Source organism: Streptomyces sp. NPDC017993 (assembly GCF_044328065.1).
In the GTDB taxonomy this organism is placed as follows: Bacteria; Actinomycetota; Actinomycetes; order Streptomycetales; family Streptomycetaceae; genus Streptomyces.
Genome location: NZ_JBIRGO010000009.1, coordinates 162,620 through 180,292, shown reverse-complemented (window position 1 = coordinate 180,292; position 17,673 = coordinate 162,620). Strand labels below are relative to the sequence as shown.

General features: G+C 70.7%; 17 protein-coding genes and 1 pseudogene. 10 read left to right on the top strand and 8 right to left on the bottom strand.

Translation table 11 applies throughout. The annotated features are described in order from the left end of the window. Nucleotides 1-12 precede the first annotated feature (12 nt). On the bottom strand, nt 13-732 hold the full coding sequence (locus tag ACH4FH_RS18635) for an alpha/beta hydrolase (protein WP_398556935.1): 720 nt from the start codon (nt 730-732) through the stop codon (nt 13-15). Between the two features lie 290 nt (nt 733-1,022). On the opposite strand from ACH4FH_RS18635, the gene ACH4FH_RS18630 reads away from it, so the two are divergent. Beyond that, nucleotides 1,023-1,319: a hypothetical protein gene (locus ACH4FH_RS18630; protein ID WP_398556934.1), complete on the top strand. Its 297-nt coding sequence runs from the start codon at nt 1,023-1,025 to the stop codon at nt 1,317-1,319. 10 nt (nt 1,320-1,329) lie between these two features. Further along, a complete protein-coding gene (locus ACH4FH_RS18625) occupies nt 1,330-2,223 on the top strand; it encodes an endo alpha-1,4 polygalactosaminidase (RefSeq protein ID WP_398556933.1) in 894 nt (297 codons plus the stop codon). Between the two features lie 33 nt (nt 2,224-2,256). On the opposite strand, the gene ACH4FH_RS18620 is transcribed toward ACH4FH_RS18625, so the two are convergent. Further along, a complete protein-coding gene (locus tag ACH4FH_RS18620; RefSeq protein ID WP_398556932.1) occupies nt 2,257-3,336 on the bottom strand; it encodes a LacI family DNA-binding transcriptional regulator in 1,080 nt (359 codons plus the stop codon). A gap of 469 nt (nt 3,337-3,805) precedes the next feature. Between ACH4FH_RS18620 and ACH4FH_RS18615 the strand changes: the two genes are divergently transcribed. The 6 genes from ACH4FH_RS18615 to ACH4FH_RS18590 all read left to right on the top strand — a co-directional run bounded on the left by ACH4FH_RS18615 (nt 3,806) and on the right by ACH4FH_RS18590 (nt 11,976). Next, a complete protein-coding gene (locus ACH4FH_RS18615; protein ID WP_398556931.1) occupies nt 3,806-5,098 on the top strand; it encodes an ABC transporter substrate-binding protein in 1,293 nt (430 codons plus the stop codon). Nucleotides 5,099-5,196: 98 nt separating this feature from the next. Continuing rightward, on the top strand, nt 5,197-6,066 hold the full coding sequence (locus ACH4FH_RS18610; RefSeq protein WP_398557112.1) for a carbohydrate ABC transporter permease: 870 nt from the start codon (nt 5,197-5,199) through the stop codon (nt 6,064-6,066). After that, nucleotides 6,063-6,926, top strand: coding sequence for a carbohydrate ABC transporter permease (locus ACH4FH_RS18605; protein WP_398556930.1), 864 nt, complete (start codon nt 6,063-6,065; stop codon nt 6,924-6,926). Before ACH4FH_RS18610 ends, ACH4FH_RS18605 begins: the two co-directional genes overlap by 4 nt. Before the next feature lie 72 nt (nt 6,927-6,998). After that, entirely contained in the window at nt 6,999-8,303 is a 1,305-nt protein-coding gene (locus ACH4FH_RS18600; RefSeq protein ID WP_398556929.1) for a glycosyl hydrolase, read from the top strand. A 277-nt stretch (nt 8,304-8,580) separates the two neighbouring features. Continuing rightward, nucleotides 8,581-8,862 (top strand): hypothetical protein, encoded by a 282-nt coding sequence (locus ACH4FH_RS18595; protein WP_398556928.1) that lies wholly within the window; start codon nt 8,581-8,583, stop codon nt 8,860-8,862. 63 nt (nt 8,863-8,925) lie between these two features. Beyond that, entirely contained in the window at nt 8,926-11,976 is a 3,051-nt protein-coding gene (locus tag ACH4FH_RS18590; RefSeq protein WP_398556927.1) for an alpha-mannosidase, read from the top strand. A 70-nt stretch (nt 11,977-12,046) separates the two neighbouring features. On the opposite strand, the gene ACH4FH_RS18585 is transcribed toward ACH4FH_RS18590, so the two are convergent. After that, on the bottom strand, nt 12,047-12,325 hold the full coding sequence (locus ACH4FH_RS18585; protein WP_398556926.1) for a hypothetical protein: 279 nt from the start codon (nt 12,323-12,325) through the stop codon (nt 12,047-12,049). A 320-nt stretch (nt 12,326-12,645) separates the two neighbouring features. On the opposite strand from ACH4FH_RS18585, the gene ACH4FH_RS18580 reads away from it, so the two are divergent. Both ACH4FH_RS18580 and ACH4FH_RS18575 read left to right on the top strand, forming a co-directional pair. Continuing rightward, a complete protein-coding gene (locus tag ACH4FH_RS18580; RefSeq protein ID WP_398556925.1) occupies nt 12,646-12,840 on the top strand; it encodes an antitoxin in 195 nt (64 codons plus the stop codon). Between the two features lie 135 nt (nt 12,841-12,975). After that, on the top strand, nt 12,976-13,551 hold the full coding sequence (locus ACH4FH_RS18575) for a GNAT family N-acetyltransferase (protein WP_398556924.1): 576 nt from the start codon (nt 12,976-12,978) through the stop codon (nt 13,549-13,551). Between the two features lie 90 nt (nt 13,552-13,641). On the opposite strand, the gene ACH4FH_RS18570 is transcribed toward ACH4FH_RS18575, so the two are convergent. The 5 genes and pseudogenes from ACH4FH_RS18570 to ACH4FH_RS18550 form a co-directional block, all read right to left on the bottom strand. Then, nucleotides 13,642-13,845 (bottom strand): cold-shock protein, encoded by a 204-nt coding sequence (locus ACH4FH_RS18570; protein WP_398556923.1) that lies wholly within the window; start codon nt 13,843-13,845, stop codon nt 13,642-13,644. 333 nt (nt 13,846-14,178) lie between these two features. Then, complete coding sequence (locus ACH4FH_RS18565) at nt 14,179-15,429, bottom strand: D-alanyl-D-alanine carboxypeptidase family protein (RefSeq protein ID WP_398556922.1); 1,251 nt, start codon at nt 15,427-15,429, stop codon at nt 14,179-14,181. 172 nt (nt 15,430-15,601) lie between these two features. After that, complete coding sequence (locus ACH4FH_RS18560; RefSeq protein WP_398556921.1) at nt 15,602-16,462, bottom strand: endonuclease I family protein; 861 nt, start codon at nt 16,460-16,462, stop codon at nt 15,602-15,604. Between the two features lie 377 nt (nt 16,463-16,839). Beyond that, entirely contained in the window at nt 16,840-16,992 is a 153-nt protein-coding gene (locus tag ACH4FH_RS18555) for a hypothetical protein (protein ID WP_398557122.1), read from the bottom strand. Between the two features lie 163 nt (nt 16,993-17,155). Then, nucleotides 17,156-17,530: pseudogene (locus ACH4FH_RS18550) on the bottom strand (class I SAM-dependent methyltransferase); the annotation flags it as partial. Between the last annotated feature and the right edge of the window lie 143 nt (nt 17,531-17,673).

The following is a 17,673-nucleotide window of genomic DNA, read 5'->3' as shown; positions in this document are numbered from 1 at the left end:
CGATGAACGCCGCTATGTCGCTGCGGGTGGGAGCGTGAGACGCGCCCGGGTGACCGCTTCCGGCAGGTCCTCGCACCCGAGCAGTCCGGCGACGGATCGCGTCGTCAGGTCGTGCCAGGCGCCGGCCCCGCGCAGCATCGCGTGGTCACCGCCCGGCATGGTCAGGGCGTACGCCTCGGCGCCGGCCGTCCGTGCGCGGCCGGCGAAAAGGGCGGTGGCGCGCGGGTCGGTGACGCGGTCACGGTCCCCGTGCAGCAGGACGACGCGTTTGCCCGTCAGGTGGTCGACCGGTTCTTCGTCGGGGCACCACGGCGCGAGCCCCACGACAGCGCGGACCGACGGATGCCGGGCGGCTCTCAGCGCGGCCCGGCCGCCCATGGAGTGACCCACCAGCACCACGGGCAGCTCGCCGAGGAGCGCGGTGAGGTCGTCCAGGGCACACTGCGCATCGGCGGCGGCGTCGGCGCGCGTACCGTTCCAGCCACGGTGGCGGTAGCGCACCGAGCCGAGCGCCACGTCCGCGTCACGGGTGGCGCGCGCGATCGCCCTGGCGAACGGTGCCATCCGTCGCCCCGGCAGGTTCCACCACGTGGGCGCCTCCAGCCCGTCGGCACGACCGCCGTGCAGCAGCAGGACGGCGGCCCGCGGTGTGTCGGGGCGCCGGCTCAGCACGAGCGGGGACATCGGCCGTTCCTGCCGCCGAGGCCGCGCCTTGGATTCGTCACCCGTCATCGCTCTTCCTTCATCGTCCCGGATCGCTCACCGCCGGTCGTCTCCGGTGGATCCGCCGCAGGGAAGCGTGGGCAACCCCGTTCGTGCTTCGGAGCGTAGAGGGCGGCGGATTGGTCAGGTGGGGGACCCCGTCCTCACCCTCGGCCCGACGGTCTGCTGCGTCGCCCGCCGAGGCGTTAGCGGCGTGTTAGTGGATCATCAGCGGCGCCGGAGAGTGTGGTTTCCACGGAACGGAGCGGGCCCCGGGGCCGGTCTTCGAGCCGTACGCAGGAAACAGCCAAGGGGGACTCATGTCGGATCACACCACGCTCCACCGCGGTCGCAAGACCGTCGCAGCCACGCTGATCGCCGCCGCCGCGCTCGCGCTCGCCGCCTGCCAGGACGCCAACTCCGGTGCGGCAGATGCTTCATCGTCGGGCAAGCCCACAGTCTCGTCGTATTCGTCTGCGGATTCGTACTCGTCGTCTTCTTCGCCTTCCGCTGACAACGGCGGTGCCACCCTGGGCCGGTCGGCCGCCACGCACGCGGGCACCTTCGTCGGCCATTCTTCCGGCGCCGGGAAGGGGAGCCGTGTGGTCCGCGCGTAGGGTCAGCCCCGTGGTTCCTCCCCCCTCCCGCACCGTCGGCCTCCTGGCCCTCGTCCTGGCCCCGGTCCTGGCGCTCGGCACGGCCTGCTCCGCCACCGGCCCACACCGCGGCGCCGACAGGGACCCGGCATCCACCTCCGCATCCGAGTCCGCCGGCGGCACGGGGCCCGGCGCACCGGGGCGCGTACGGCTTCCCGCCGCGAACGCGGAGTTCGACTACCAGCTCGGCGACCCGTATCCGCCCCCCGACAAGGTCCGCGCGGTCTCCCGCGACCGCAGCGCCGAACCCGCCGAGGGCCTCTACAACATCTGCTACGTCAACGCCTTCCAGACGCAGCCCGGCAAGGCCGTCACCTGGTGGGAGAAGCACCACCCCGACCTGCTCCTGAAGGACGACGACGGAAACCCGGTCACCGACGAGGACTGGGATGAGCCCTTGCTCGACATCTCCACCCCGGCACGGCGCACGGCCCTCATGGGTATCGTCGGGCCGTGGATCGATGGCTGCGCCGCAGCGGGTTTCGACGCGGTGGAACCGGACAACCTCGACTCCTACGAGCGGTCCGACGGCAAACTGACCAGTCGGCACGCGGCCGCCTTCGCGCGGATGTTGGCCGATCGCGCACACCTGCGCCACCTGGCCATCGCCCAGAAGAACACCGCTGACCTCCTGCCCCGGCACACGCGCATCGGCTTCGATTTCGCCGTCGTCGAGGAATGCGCCCGCTACAAGGAGTGCCCCGACTTCAGCCAGGCTTACGACGGCAGGATCTTCGACATCGAGTACGTGAACAAGGACTTCGCCGCTGCCTGCCGGTCCTGGGGGCAGTCCCTGTCCGTCACCTTGCGCGACCGCGATGTCCGCCCCGCCGGCACCGACGGCTACGTCCGCAAGTCCTGCTGACCTGGCCGGACCCGATCGCCGGGGAAGCCACGCCTAAGACGCCCCCGGTTCCCCCGTGCTCTCCCGGGCTTCGAGATGGGGCAGTTCGCCTTGGACGGTGCGCAGGGGTCCGCCGTCGAGTACGGCGAGCAGTTCCTGGGCGGCGAGCCGGCCGAAGCCCGGGGTGTCGCGGACGAGCGCTGTCAGCCGGGGGTGGGTGACGCGGCACAGCGCCGAGTCGTCCCAGGCCACGATCGACAACTCGCCCGGTACCGCGATGCCGCGCCCCGCCGCGACCGACGCGCCGGCCACGGCCATCACGTCGTTGTCGTAGATGATCGCCGTGGGTGGCGTGGCCACGTCGAGGATGCGGCGGGTGGCTTCGGCCCCCTCGGCGTCGGAGTAGTCGGTGGTCACCGACCGGACGTGGTCCGCGTCGAGGCCGCGCAGGTCCGCTTCGGCGCGCAGGGAGCGAATCCGGCGCTCGGTGTGAGCGAGGCCCGGCAGTCCGGCGACGTGTCCGATCCGGCGGTGCCCGAGGCCGTGGAGGTGGTCGAGGATCCGGGCCATGGCCTTGGAGTCGTCGGCCCAGACGGTGGACAGCGGCGGACGCGCGGTGGCCGGCTGCGGGGCGCCGAGACCGCCGACGACGACTGCGGGGAGCCCGAGGGAGGCGAGGAGTTCGGGTCGCGGGTCCTCGGTGCGCGGGTCGACGACGAGGACGCCGTCGACGCGTCGTTCGGCCCACCAGCGGCGGTAGAGGGCGCATTCGGCGTCGAGGTCCTCGACGACCTGGAAGAGCAACGCGATCTTCCGTGCCGAGAGCACCTCCTGGATGCCGGAGACGAGTTGGAGGAAGAAGGACTCCACGCCGAGTGTCTGCGCGGGGCGGGCCAGCACCAGGCCGGTGCAGCCGGCGCGTTCGCCGGACAGAGCGCGGGCGGCGCTGTTGGCCTGCCAGCCGAGCTCCTCGGCGACGCGGCGAACCCGGGCTCGGGTGTCCTGGGAGACGCCCGGCCGGTCGTTGAGCGCGAAGGAGACGGCGCTTTCCGACACCCCGGCCCGGCGTGCGATGTCCTTGATCGTCGGCCGGCGCGCCGGCTTGCGGCGGGCGGCCTCACCGGGCGCTGTCATGACGGGCTCTCCTCGTGCGGCGGGGCGTGCGCATCCCGTGCGGCGGCCGGGCGCGAGCCGGGTCGTCCGGGCACGCCCTAAACCGCATTAGTGCGCTCAGTCTGATCAGCACGAGGGCGCCTGTCAAACGTTCGGGGAAGGGATCTAGGGAGCGGTGCGCGCGGCGTGACCAGCGCATCGGATGCCTTCCGATCGAGATCCCGCGAAGTCGGTTGCGGTGGGGGTGTTGACACTCACTAAAACGCATTAGTACCGTCTGCCGCGTTGTCATCCGAGAGCCGTTGAAAGGTCTACTCGGGTCCACTCGTCAAGGTCAGGACCGCCATTCTGTCCTGATCAGCATGTCCCGGGGATCGGATTCACCACGGGTCCGAAGGATGGGAATGCGCCATGGCGGCCCCGGCTTCCCCGGTGGCCGGCGCGCAGCATTTCGACATGTTTCTGGTTCGAGCAAAGGAGCCCGCCGGCCATGCGCATATCCCGCCGAACAGCAGCCTTCAGCACGGTCCTGGTCACCTCGGCGCTCGCCCTGTCCGCGTGCGGGGCCTCGGGAGACTCCGGCGGTTCGGACAGCGCCTCGGGCAAGGTCGAGGGAAAGGTCACCTTCCAGACCTGGAACCTCAAGGCCAATTTCAAGGACTATTTCGAGGGTGTCATCGCGGACTTCGAGAAGAAGTACCCGGATGCCGAGGTAACCTGGGTGGACCAGCCGGCCGAGGGGTATCCGGAGAAACTCAGCGCCGATGCCGCCGGCGGCACCCTGCCTGACGTCGTCAACGTCTCCCCCGACCTCGCCTATCCGCTGGCCAAAGCCGGTATCGCGCTGGACCTGGAAAAAGCCGCCGGTAAATATCGCGGCGAGTATCTGGAGGGCGCTTGGAAGAGCCATGAGATGCCGGGAATGAAAGGCGTCTACGCCTTCCCCTGGTATCTGAATACCGGCCCCATGTTCTACAACAAGGATCTCTTCCGGCAGGCCGGTCTGGATCCGGAGAAGCCGCCGACCACGTACGACCAGCTCTTCCAGGACGCCGTGTCGATGGCGAAGAAGAGCGACCGCAGGATAGCGATGCTCGCGAGCACCCCGTCGATCGAGGATTTCGGACGCTACGGCGTGCCGCTGATGGACGCGTCCGGCACGAAGTTCACCTTCAACGGACCCAAGGGCGTCGAGCTGGTGCAGCACTACAAGGAGCTGTACGAGGCGGGGGCGTTGGACTCACAGGCGCTCACCGCTCAGGCCGAGTCAGCCGGCCGAAAGTTCCAGCAGCAGTCCGTGGCCATGAACCCGGGCAGCGCGCACGACCTGGAGAACTTCAAGAAGGAATCGCCCGGCCTCTACAAGAACATCGGGATCACGGACGCGGTCAACAACACCGGCAAGGCCAACATGTACGTGCAGGGCCTGATGGTGAACGCGCAGAGCAAGGTCAAGCCGGCGGCCGTCGCCTTCGCGCACTTCGTCACCGACAAGAAGAACCAGATGGCGTTCGCCAAGGAAGTGACGATCTTCCCGAGCACCAAGGGCTCGCTGAGCGATCCGTACTTCACCAAGGAGGACGGGACCGACGCGACCCGGGTCCGGGTGGCCTCGGCCGCCTCCCTCAAGGATGCGGTCAACTACACGCCGGTGCTGCTCAGCGACCAGATGAAGACCGTGCTGCGCAATGCCGTCGCCAAGGCCGTCCAGGGCGAGCTGTCGCCCAAGGCGGCGCTGGACGGGGCGGTCGCCGACTGCAACCGCCTGCTCGCGACCGGCTGAGGCCGGGCAACGTGCAGACCGAGACGACACCGCGGAGCGAGCCCGCCGCTCCGTCCGCCGCTCCCCCACCGCCCCGGACACACCGCCGACGCCGTGGGATCCGTACGCATCTGCCCTCCAGCCCCTGGCTGTTCCTCGCCCCGGGCCTCCTGATCGTCGCCGGATTCAGCCTGTACCCGTTCCTGAGCACCGTGGCGCACTCCTTCACCGACGCGCGCACGCTCACCGAGGGGCAATTCGTCGGCGGCGCCAACTATCGGGAGCTGATCCACGACGCGATGTTCTGGACGGGGCTGCGCAACAGCCTGCTGTACGTCCTGGGTGTCGTCCCGCTGCTGGTGGTGCTGCCGTTGCTGCTCGCCCTGCTCGTCCAGCGGCACCTCCCCGGGATCACCTTCTTCCGGGCCGCGTTCTACACACCGGTGGTCGCCTCCGTCGTCGTGGTGGGACTGATCTGGGTGTGGCTGCTGGACGACCGCGGGCTGATCAACGCGGTGCTGGAGACCGTCGGGTTCGGCAAGGTCGGCTTCCTCAGCGACCCCTGGCTGCTGCTGCTCAGCGCGATGGCGGTCACGGTCTGGAAGGGCCTCGGCTACTACATGATCATTTATCTGGCCGCGCTGGCCGGTGTCCCCCGCGAGCTGCACGAGGCCTGTGCGGTCGACGGCGCGGGTGCGGTACGCCGCTTCCTGACCGTCACCGTGCCCGCGGTGCGCTCCACGATGGTGCTGGTGGCCGCGCTCTCCTCGGTCGGCGCCTTCAAGGTGTTCTCCGAGGTCTACCTGATGGCCGGGCCGACCGGCGGGCCCGGAGGCGCGGACACCACCTTGGTGATGCTCGTGCAGCAGGTCGGTACCGGCCTCAGCGGCCGGGTGGGATACGCCTCCGCGCTGTCCGTCGTGGTCTTCGTCCTCACCCTCGGCCTGATGCTGCTCGTGCTGCGCGCCAACCGCAAGGAGGACGCATGAGTGCCACGGCAGCACGCGACCGGGAGGAGCGGCGGAGGATGCCGGCGTGGCAGCTGGTGCTGCGCTACCTGCTGCTGCTCGCCGTGCTGGCGCTGACCGTCGGGCCGTTCCTGTGGCAGCTGTCGACGTCCCTCAAGGGCGCCGGCGAGGACATCTACCGCTACCCGCCCGACCTGATCCCCCACGACGTCACACTGGACAACTACGCCGGGGTCGCCAAGATCATCCCGGTCTGGGACTTCGCACTGAACTCCCTCCAGGTCGCCGCCGCGAATGTGCTGACCAACTGTGTGGGGGCCGCGCTCGCGGGCTACGCACTGGCCCGGATGCGCTTCAGGGGACGGCGCACCGCGCTGGTCGTCTTCGTGACGGCGATGCTGGTGCCGGTGGAGAGCATCATGATCGCCCAGTTCGTGACGATGCGGGAACTCCAGCTGAACAACACCCTGATCGGGGTGCTGTTGCCCGGCTGCATCGGCGCGATGAACGTGCTGCTGATGCGCAACGCCTTCGCGGGGCTGCCGTACGAGGTGGACGAGGCCGCGTTCGTCGACGGCGCCAACGCCTGGCAGCGGTTCTTCCGGATCGCGCTCCCCTCGGTCAAGGGCACTCTCGCCGTCGTCGCCATCTTCGCCTTCATGGGCGCCTGGGACGACTTCCTGTGGCCGCTGATCGTGCTGAGCGACCAGTCGAAATTCACCCTGACCATCGGCCTGAACTTTCTGCACGGCACCTTCGCGGACAACCAGCGGCTGGTCGCGGCCGGCACCATCATCGCCGTCCTGCCGCTGATCGTGTTGTTCGCCTGCCTCCAGCGCTACTTCTTCCGCGGTGTCGGCGAGGGTGCCGTCAAGGGCTGACCGAGGCCCCGCACCGCCGCCGCACACCGACCGCCCGGCGCCCGAACGTGGCCCTCACTGACAGGAACGCCCATGCCCGTGCAGGACACCGCCCGCCGCCCGCTGCGCTTCGGCGCCAACTACACGCCCACACAAGGGTGGTTCCATCACTGGCTGGACTTCGATCCGGACGCGGTCCGCGCCGACCTCGACTCCCTCGCCGCCCTCGGCCTTGACCACATCCGGGTCTTCCCGCTCTGGCCGCTGTTCCAGCCCAACCGCACGCTGATCCGGCCGCGCGCCGTGGAGCAGCTGGTGCAGTTGGCGGACGCCGCCGCCGAGCGGGGGCTGGACGTCAACGTCGACGGGCTGCAGGGCCATCTGTCGAGCTTCGACTTCCTGCCCGCCTGGACGCAGACCTGGCACCGCCGCAACCTCTTCACCGACCCCGACGTGCTCGCCGGGCAGGAAGAGTATCTGCGGACACTGGCCGCCGCGCTGGCCGACCGACCCAACTTCCTCGGGATGACACTCGGCAACGAGATCAACCAGTTCTCGGACGGGCCGCACCCGGACCCGGACCGGATCACTCGCGGCCAGGCCGCGGCCTGGCTGGAGCGGATGCTGACGGCCTGCGAGCGCGGTGCGCCCGGGCGGATGCATCTGCACGCCGAGTACGACGCGGCGTGGTACCGCGACGGCCATCCGTTCACGCCCGCCCAGGCCGCCCGGCTCGGCTCCGTGACAGCCGTGCACTCCTGGGTGTTCAACGGCACCGCGCAGCGGCACGGCCCGGCCGGCACCGCCACCGAGCACCACGCCGCCTATCTGATCGAGTTGTCCAAGGCATGGGCGACCGACCCGCACCGCCCGGTGTGGCTCCAGGAGGTCGGCGCCCCCGCCCCGCACATCCCCGCCGAGCGGGCGGCGGACTTCACCGAGGCGACCGTCGTCAACGCCCTGGACTGCCCGGACGTGTGGGGTGTCACCTGGTGGTGTTCGCACGATGTCTCGCGGTCCCTCGCCGACTTCCCCGAGCTGGAGTACGGGCTGGGCCTGCTCGGCAACGACCGTACGCTCAAGCCCGCGGGAAAGGCGATCGCGGCGCTGGTCGAGGAGTGGCGCGGCCGCGAGCACCGGCCACCGGTACGCAGTACCGCGCTGGTCGTCGACACCGGTGGCGCGGAGGACGCACCACGCCGTTCGGTGTGCGCGCCCGGTGGCGCGGTCTTCGAAGCGTGGGCGCGGCTCACCGCCCAGGGGGCGCGTCCGACCCTCGTGCTGGCCGAACTCGCGCAGGACGCGGCCCACTTGACGTCCCGCGGGATCACCGAGGTCCATAAGGCCGACGAGGTGTGCCAGGGCCTGCCGTCGGGGCCGGGGCCGGGCGCCTTGTAGAAGCCGTCGGCACTCGCGCCCCCACCGTCCGTCATCGGAGGAGCACCTCAATGCCCCCACCACCCCGCCCGCTGTCCCGCCGCCGTGTGGTGCTCGCCGGGGCGGGCGCCGCGGCCGCCCTGCTCGGCCCGGCGGCCGGAGCCGGCCGGGAGTCCGGCGCCGCCCCGACCGGGCCGCGTGCCCCCGGCCCCTTGCAGCCCTGTGCGTCGTACTGGTTCCCCGACTCGCTGCCGTCGGGCGAACCCGGGAACGGGATCACCTGGCGGAGCCTGGCCGCGTGGACACCGGAGAACGACCGGGATCTGGCGTTCAACAGGGCGACGGCACCGCCGCTCTGCGACAGAACTGGCGGCCCGCTCCCGGCGCGGTGCGGCACTACACGCTGCACCGCCGGCTCCCGGACGGCGGACGGCGCCATCTCGGCGGCACCTGCGGAACGGCGTTCTACCTTCCCGAGCTGCGCCGCGAGCAGAACGAGAAGGCGGCCGCGCTCGAAGTCCGTGCGGTGGACGAGCTGTTCACCGCCTCGGAGCCCGCCCTGACACAGCACCACTGGTAACGCAGCACCGGACGGCCCCTGTTGCCGCCCGCCACCCTCCCCGATCCGACGGAGCGACCTTTCATGCATGACGATCGCGCACTGGTCGAGGCCCGCCTCCAGCGTGTGCTGGACGAGCGCATCCGGCCCGCCCTCTACCCCCGATCGGTTCCCCTGGAGGTCGCGGCGTGGGTCGCGCCCGGTGAACCGGTGTCCGTCGCCGAGGGCCTGGCCGCCCGGCACACCCCCGTCGCGGTGGGTGACGCCTGGGGCGCTCCCTGGGCGACCACCTGGTTCAAGGTGGTGGGGACGGTGCCGGAGGAATGGGCCGGCCGCACCGTGGAGGCGGTGCTCGACCTCGGTTTCGACGAGCGGATGCCGGGCTTCCAGTGCGAGGCGCTGGTCTACACGCCCGACGGCACGCCCGTGAAGGCCATCAACCCACGCAACCAGTGGGTACGGGTGGGCGCGCCGGTCAAGGGCGGTGAGCAGGTCACCTGGCACGTGGAGGCCGCGTCCAACCCCGTCATCCTGGATGTGCATCCGTTCCTGCCGACGCCATTGGGCGACCGCGAGACCGCGGGCAGCGAGCCGCGCTACCGCCTGGCCAGGATGGACCTGGCGGTGTTCGACACCACGGTCTGGGAACTCATCCAGGACCTTGAGGTGCTGGGCGAGCTGATGGCGGAGCTCCCGGTGGACGCCCCGCGGCGCTGGGAGGTGCTGCGGGCGGTGGGCCGGGCGCTGGACGCGGTCGATCTCCAGGACGTCAACGGCACGGCGGAGGCGGCCCGTTCGCAGCTGCGGGCGGTGCTGGCGTCGCCCGCCGGAGCGTCCGCGCACCGGATCAGCGCGGTGGGGCACGCGCATATCGACTCGGCATGGCTGTGGCCGCTGCGCGAGACCGTCCGCAAGGTCGCCAGGACGGCATCGAACATGACGGCGCTGTTGGAGGACGAGCCGGACTTCGTCTTCGCGATGTCGCAGGCGCAGCAGTACGCCTGGCTCAAGGAGCACCGGCCGGAGGTCTACGCCAAGGTCAAGAAGGCCGTCGCGGACGGGCGGTTCGTGCCGGCGGGCGGTATGTGGGTGGAGTCGGACACCAACATGCCCGGCTCGGAGGCGATGGCCCGGCAGTTCGTGCACGGCAAGCGGTTCTTCCTGGAGGAGTTCGGCGTCGAGAACGACGAGGCGTGGCTGCCGGACACCTTCGGGTTCGCCGCCGGCCTGCCGCAGATCATCAAGGCCGCGGGCGCGAAGTGGCTGCTGACGCAGAAGATCTCCTGGAGCCAGATCAACGCGTTCCCGCACCACACCTTCCGCTGGGAGGGCATCGACGGGACTCGGATCTTCACCCACTTCCCGCCGGTGGACACCTACAACTGCCAGATGGCCGGGCGGGAGATCGCCCATGCGGCACGGAACTTCAAGGACAAGGGGGTGGCGCGGCATTCGCTGGCGCCGACCGGCTGGGGCGACGGCGGGGGTGGCACCACCCGCGAGATGATCGCCAAGGCCCGCCGGCTGCGTGACCTGGACGGCTCGCCGGTGGTGGTCTGGGAGAAACCCGCCGACTTCTTCGCCAAGGCCGAGGCGGAGTATCCGCAGGCACCGGTGTGGGTGGGCGAGTTGTATCTGGAGCTGCACCGCGCGACGCTCACCAGCCAGGCGAGGACCAAGCGCGGCAACCGCCGCAGCGAGCAGTTGCTGCGGGAGGCCGAACTCTGGTCGGCGACGGCAGCCGTGGCGGCCGGGCACCCGTATCCGTACGCCGCGCTCGACCGCATCTGGAAGACGGTGCTCCTGCACCAGTTCCATGACATCCTGCCCGGCTCCTCCATCGCCTGGGTGCACCGCGAGGCGGAGAAGACCTACGCCACGGTGGCCGCGGAACTCGAAGACCTCATCGCCGCCGCGCTCACCGCGCTCGCCGGCAGCGGGGACACCGAGCTGGTGGCGAACTCCGCGCCGCACACCCGCGAGGGAGTGGCCGCGGGCGCCGTCGCCACCGTGTCGCGGGAGGGCGCGGCGGTACGCGCCGAGGACCGTGACGGCGGCGGATTCGTCCTCACCAACGGCCTGTTGCGCATCGAGATCGACGAGCGCGGTCTGGTCGTCTCCGCGTACGACCTCGCGGTCGAGCGGGAGACCGTCGCGCCCGGCGGAGCGGCGAACCTGCTGCAGATCCACCCGGACTTCCCGAACATGTGGGACGCCTGGGACGTGGACTCCTTCTACCGCAACGTCGTGACCGACCTGACCGCGGCGGACGAGGTGGCGCTCGGCGAGGTCTCGCAGGGCGCGGCGACGGTGCGCGTCACCCGCTCCTTCGGCGATTCACAGGTGGTCCAGTCGCTGACCCTGGCGCGGGGGCAGCGACGCCTGGACATCGACACCGAGGTCGACTGGCACGAGACGGAGAAGTTCCTGAAGGTCGCGTTTCCCCTGGACATTCACGCCGAACGGTACGCCGCGGAAACCCAGTTCGGGCACCTGTACCGGCCCACCCACACCAACACCAGCTGGGAGGCCGCCAAGTTCGAGGCCTGCGCGCACCGGTTCGTGCACGTCGAGGAGCCGGGCTGGGGCGTCGCGCTGGTCAACGACGCCACCTACGGCCATGACGTCACCCGCACCGTCCGGGAGGAGGGCGACCGCGGCACCACCACGACCGTCCGGCTCTCCCTTCTGCGCGCCCCGCGCTTCCCCGACCCGCAGACCGACCAGGGGCTGCACCGCTTCCGCTACGCGCTCGCGCCGGGCGCCGCGATCGGCGACGCCGTCCGCGAGGGGCACCGCATCAACCTGCCGGAGCGCCGGATCACCGGGACCGGCGCGGTGGCGCCGCTGGTCACGGTCGACAACGACGCGACGGTGGTCACCGCGGTCAAGCTCGCCGACGACGGGAGCGGCGATGTGGTCGTCCGCCTTCACGAGGCACACGGAGGGCGGGCCAGGACCACCCTGACCGCGGAGTTCGACCTGGCCGGCGCCCACGCCACCGACCTCCTGGAACGGGCGACGGCTGACGGCCCGGTGATCGAGCGGCACGGCAACACCGTACGGATGGCGCTGCGCCCCTTCCAGATCGTCACTCTGCGGCTGGCCGTGGCGGGAAGCCGCACGGACGGCTAGGGGTGCCGGGCCGTGTCGGTCGGAGGCGTCCGACACGGCCCGGCATGCGCGGCCGGGGTGGGGTGCGGCGTCAGCCTGGCCCCGGTGACCACGAGCGCGCGTCGCGGCAGGTGTCGCGGCGCGACTCGTGCCGGCGCTCGCGACCGCCGCCGCGCCCGGCGTCGTGGCCGCGCGCCGCTTCGTGGCGGGCGTCCTGCGACGGATCCAGGTCCAGCATGTCCATCAGCAAGGAGAGTTCTTCGGCGTTCCGCGCCCGGCCTGCCAGCGCCTTTCTGGCAAGCCTTCGCTCCTCGTCACACGGCGGGGGGCGCGGCGTGTTGTCGTCGGCACTGCGTTGGTCATCGCTCACCGCTGCATTCTCGGCCGGACCACCGCACCCTGCCCGTCGAGCGGGCCTGCGGGCGCCCGCAGCGGCGCGGACACTGATCCGAACGGGTGAGCGCCGTGGACCGCCCGGCTTTCCGCGCCGGTGGCTGCGGCAGGCGAATTCCTGACTCTGCGGCCGCTTCGGCGTCGAGGCCCGCGGACCGCCTCCGCGGGCGCCCGGATTCCGTACGGGCGGACGCGGCGGAAGCGGTGCCGGGGCGGCCGTCCCGACGCGCGGATGCACATCGTGCGACCAGGGGCGATGCTGGATGGTGCGGGGGAACCCGGCGAGGAGGATGACCTATGTCCATGATGGACAAGCTCAAGAACATGCTGAAGGGCCACGAAGCCCAGACCTCCAAGGGCATCGACAAGGCCGGCGACTTCGTCGACAGCAAGACCCAGGGCAAGTACAAGGGTCAGGTCGACTCGGCCCAGGAAAAGCTCAGGCAGCAGTACGGGACGCCGGGCGACCAGGACCAGCCGCCGCAGTCCTGACGGTCGAGCCGCCGGGTGCGGCGGAGTGGCTTACCCGCCGTCCGTCTCCGCGCGGGCGCAGCCGAGGGAGCCCACGCGAAGCTGCGACCCGCAGCTTCAGCACCCGCCCCGGCCCCCCGTCCTTAGGCTGAGCGGATGACCCGCGCGCCCTTCCAGATCACCCCCGACGTCTCGCTGCGGCCCCCGACACCGGAGGACGCGGCCGGCCTCGCCCGGGCCTACCTGCGCAGCCGTGAACATCTCCGGCCGTGGGAGCCGGACCGGGACGAGGCTTTCTTCACGCCCGCCGGGCAGTCGGCGCGCTTGCGCATGCAGTTGGCCGAGAAGAGCGCCGGGCGTCTGATGCCGTTGCTCATGGTCCGCGAGAGCCAGGACGCCGCCGGGTCGTCCGACGTCGTCGGAGCGATCAACCTCACCAACATCACGCTGGGACCGTTGCGGAGTGCCACCGTCGGCTACTGGATCGACGCGAGCCACCTCGGCCGCGGGCTCGCCACGGCCGCGCTGAAGGCGGTGTGCACGGCGGCCGACGCGCAGCTGGGTCTGCACCGGCTGGAGGCGGGCACCCTCCTGGAGAACGCGGCCTCGCAGCGGGTGCTGATCAAGTGCGGTTTCGTGCCCTTCGGCGTCGCCGAGAAATACCTGCACATCCACGGTGCCTGGCGCGATCACCGGCTCTTCCAGAAGATCCTCAACGACCGTCGCCCCTGAGCGGCGGACGAGTGCCTCGTACTCGGCACGGGCGCCCTCGCACGCGACGGCGCCCGCCCCCGTCGGGAGCGGGCGCCGTGTGGGCGGCGATCAAGCCGGGCGGATGTTCTCCGCCTGGGGGCCCTTCTGGCCCTGGGTGACCTCGAAGCTCACCTTCTGGCCCTCCTGCAGCTCACGGAAGCCCTGGGCGTCGATGTTCGAGTAGTGCGCGAAGACGTCGGCGCCGCCGCCGTCCTGCGCGATGAAACCGAAACCCTTTTCCGCGTTGAACCACTTCACCGTGCCGGTAGCCATACCTGTCTCCTTCGTTCAATGGGCTTGAATCGGCTTCCGCGTACTGCGGAACCCGGAGGTGATCGCCCTGGTCCGGAGAGGCACAGCACAGCAAGGACGCCCGTGAATGCGACACGGGCGCCCGGCACTTCGGAACCACGACAGCTGATCAGGACGCTACACCGAGCGACGCCCGGCAGTCACCACAACTGCGACAGACGCGTCGCCCTTCACCGGGCGGGGTCGTCGCGCCGTCCCCGGTTTCCGGACCGTTCATACAGATGTGCGACGGACGACCCGCTCCGGTCGCGCCGACGCCTCCGGGGGCGCCGGCGCGGGCGGAGCCCCTCCGGCTCAGATCAGCGGCGCAGGCGGGGTGTTGCGCTGCTTGCGGCGGCGCCACCACAGTCCGGCACCTGCGAGGGCGGACGCCCCGACCGCGGACAGGGACCACACGTACACCGTGCGCCGTTGGGCGTCCCGCTCTCCGGCCAGGGCCATTCCGTGCGCCGCGTCGGCTTTTGCCGGCTTGTTCAGCAGGGCGGCGGGCTGGGACTTGCGCACCGCGCTGTGGGTGTCGCCATCCAGCTCGATGGGGCCCGTCGCCGGCAGGGTGCCCACCCCCGCGGCCCGGGGCGCCGCGGAGAACCCCCAGTCCAGCAGGGTGCGTGTCTCCTCGTACACGGCGTTGTCGGAGCTGGTCTGCGGGTTCATGACGGTGACCAGCAGGGTCCGCCCGTTGCGCTTGGCGGCGGCGACCAAGGTGTTGCCCGCCTGGCTCGTGTAGCCGTTCTTCACCCCGATCAGGCCGGGGTACGGGACCACGCCGTGCGAGCCGACCAGCAACCGGTTGGTGTTCTGGATGCCGAAGGCTCGCGTGCCCCCGGACTCGGGGAATTTCGCCGTCTTCGTCGAGGCGAGCCGGGCGAAGTCGGGGTTGGCCAGACCGGCCCGGCCGAAGACGGACAGGTCGAAGGCGGAGGAGAACTGCCCCTCGCTGTCGAAACCGTCCGCGGAGCGCACCGTGGTGTCGTTGGCGCCGAGGCGGCGCGCCACCGCACCCATGTCGGCGACGGTCTTCTCCCAGCCGCCGTTCATCGCGGCAAGGGTGCGCACCGCGTCACTGCCCGAGCTGAGGAAGACGCCGCGCCAGAGGTCGGCGACGCTGTAGCGCACATCCTCCTTGATGCCGACGAGCGCGCTGCCCGGCAGGATGCCGGCCAGTTCGGCATCGGTGACGGTGTGCGCTGCCTGCTGCGGGAACTTCGGGAGCACCGTCAGCGCGAACAGCGTCTTGAGGGTACTGGCGGGAGGCAGACGGCGGTGGGCGTCCTTCGCCGCGAGGATCCTTCCGCTCTGCGCGTCCGTCACGGCCCAGGACAGTGCCGTGACGGCGGGTGGACTGGGTACGCCCGGTCTGGGGAGGAACTGCACTCCGGGCTGGTGCAGCCGGCTTCCGGTGGCGGGGCCCGAGCGGACGCTTCGCGCGTCGTCGATGCCGTGCGGACCATCGGCGACGGCCGGTCCGCACGCGACCAGCAGGCTCGCGGCACAAACCACCAAGGCGGTACCGACTCTGACGGGGGGCCAACTTGCTGACGACATGCGTCCACGCTAAAAACGACCGCGCCGGCTCGCCGGTTGACCTACTCCATCCGGTGTGTCCGCCGTCCCGCAGCCGTCATGGGCACCCGGCCGCCCGCCCGCACGCGGACGGCCCGGGCCCGCTTCGGGCCGGGCGCGACACGCGCGCCGACCCGACCTGAGCAGGCGTCAGCTACCAGATCTCGTTGACCCATTCGGGGTGGTCGATGAACGGGTTCCGGTTGTGCTGGTACTTGTCGAAGATCACCTGGTTGCGGTGCTGCTCGAAGGTGTCCGGCGCGTCCTCCTCGCTCCACTGCTTCAGGACGGAGAGCCGGCCGATGTTCGGCTGGGAGCCGTTGTCGACGTTGTCGTTGGGCTCCAGGTCGGCGAAGCCGTCGTCGCCGTCGTAGCGGACGGCCATGTAAAGGATCATGCGGGCGACGTCGCCCTTGACCGCGTCGCGGGGCTCGAAGGAGTCATCGTCGGTGTAGTTGCCGGGCGCCTCGCCGACCTCCGTGCCGCCCTTGTCGAAGTCCTTGTTGCCGCGGGTGCTGTTGACGGACACGTCCGTCGGACGGAGGTGGTGGATGTCCGTGCCGGGCCCGGTGGCGGTGCCGAAATCGCCGTGGGATTTCGCCCAGACGTGCTCACGATTCCAGTCGTCCGGATTGCCGCCGTTGGTGTTCTTGCTCTGCGAACGCCCCGTGTAGAGCAGGAGGACGTTCGCGCTGTTGGCCGGGTCCTCGTCGGTCTCCTTGAGGGCGTCCCAGACCTGGTCGTAGGAGAGTTTTCCGGTCTGGGTGGTGCTGATGATCCGGTGCAGCGAATCCTTCAGCTCCTGACCGGTCTTGCCGATGGCGTCCTTGTAATACGTGTCGTCGTACGCGCCGACGGACGGGTGCCGGGCGGCCGACGCGGCACCGGATCCGGAGTGGGCGGCAGGGGCGGTCGTGGCGGTCGCCGGGATCTGTGCGCCGACGGCGACCAGAATCGTTCCTGCGGCCACGGCCAGCGCGGTCCTGCCGCGACGGGTCACGCGGGTGTTGTCCACGGATGGTGTCCTCTCCCCGAAATGTGGCACTCGACCGCGAGATGTGGGGCACGGCCGGTACCGGCCGTTGGGTGTACGGCCGCAGGCAGCTTTCCACCGCGGTAATCACCACAGTGTGAACGTCGGGAAACGATTGTGTGTTTACCCCGTGACGGCACCCGAATCAGCGCCCGGAAACCGCCTCCCGGCCCACCTCTTGCCCGCTCCTTTCCAGTATTTCCAGCCCAATCCCCGTTATGCGATACCAGGTGCATCTAAAGGCATTGAAGGTCCGTCAGAAGGCGCGAGAGTTCCGCGAGAGCGGCTAATCGGCAAGAAGGGGATGGAATATGGGATTCCTTTTCGCCGGTCGTGTGCGCTGCGCATGCGTCGTTCCGTCAGCCCACCCGTTCGCAGTCCCCGCCGCGCGGTTTGTCCCACACCACTGAGTAGCGCCACAACAGGTGACGGCGGAAACGGCAGCCCGGCAGCCGGTCCCGGGCGGCGCGCCGCACCTCGCCCCAGTCCATGTCGGGGTCCCGCACGGGCATCCCCGACGGGTCGTGCTTGCCCCCGTACCGCAGGGCGAGGAAGCGGGCCGCGGGTACGCCTGCGCCCGCTGAGGAGCCAGTCCCAGGGTGTCCGGTTGTTCGCCAGTCCGACGAGGACGAGGCGGCCACCGGGCGCGAGCAGCCCGGCCATCCGGTCCACCGCGGCGGCGAAGTCCAGGTGGTGGACGACGGCCACCGCGCTGAGGAAGTCGTACCCGCCCGCAGAGGTGACCGCTCGGGGCCCGCCGGCTTCGCCGCCGCGGCCGGCCCCGTCGTCCACCGCCATGAAGTCCGCCTCGACGAAGTCGACGTTCCGGATCCCGGCACTCTGCTCGCGCGCCACGGCGACCATCTCGGACGACCGGTCCACCCCGGTCACCGTGCCCGCGCGTCCGGCCAGTTTGCGGACCAGCAGCCCGTCACCACAGCCGACGTCCAGCGCCCGGCCGCACCCTTCCGGCACCGATTCGAGCACCAGTCGGTGGTGGTGCACATTGTGATTCCAGTACGGATCCGCAGGGCGGCCGGAGTGCGACATCGGGTCACCGTAGCGAACCGCCGTATGCCCGGGGCGGGCCGTACCGATGGCCGCCGGCAGCGGAGGAGTGGCCGGAGCCGACCGTCCGCCTCCCTACGGCCGCAACGGGCCTGCCGATGCTCCCTTCGGGTGAACCCCCACAG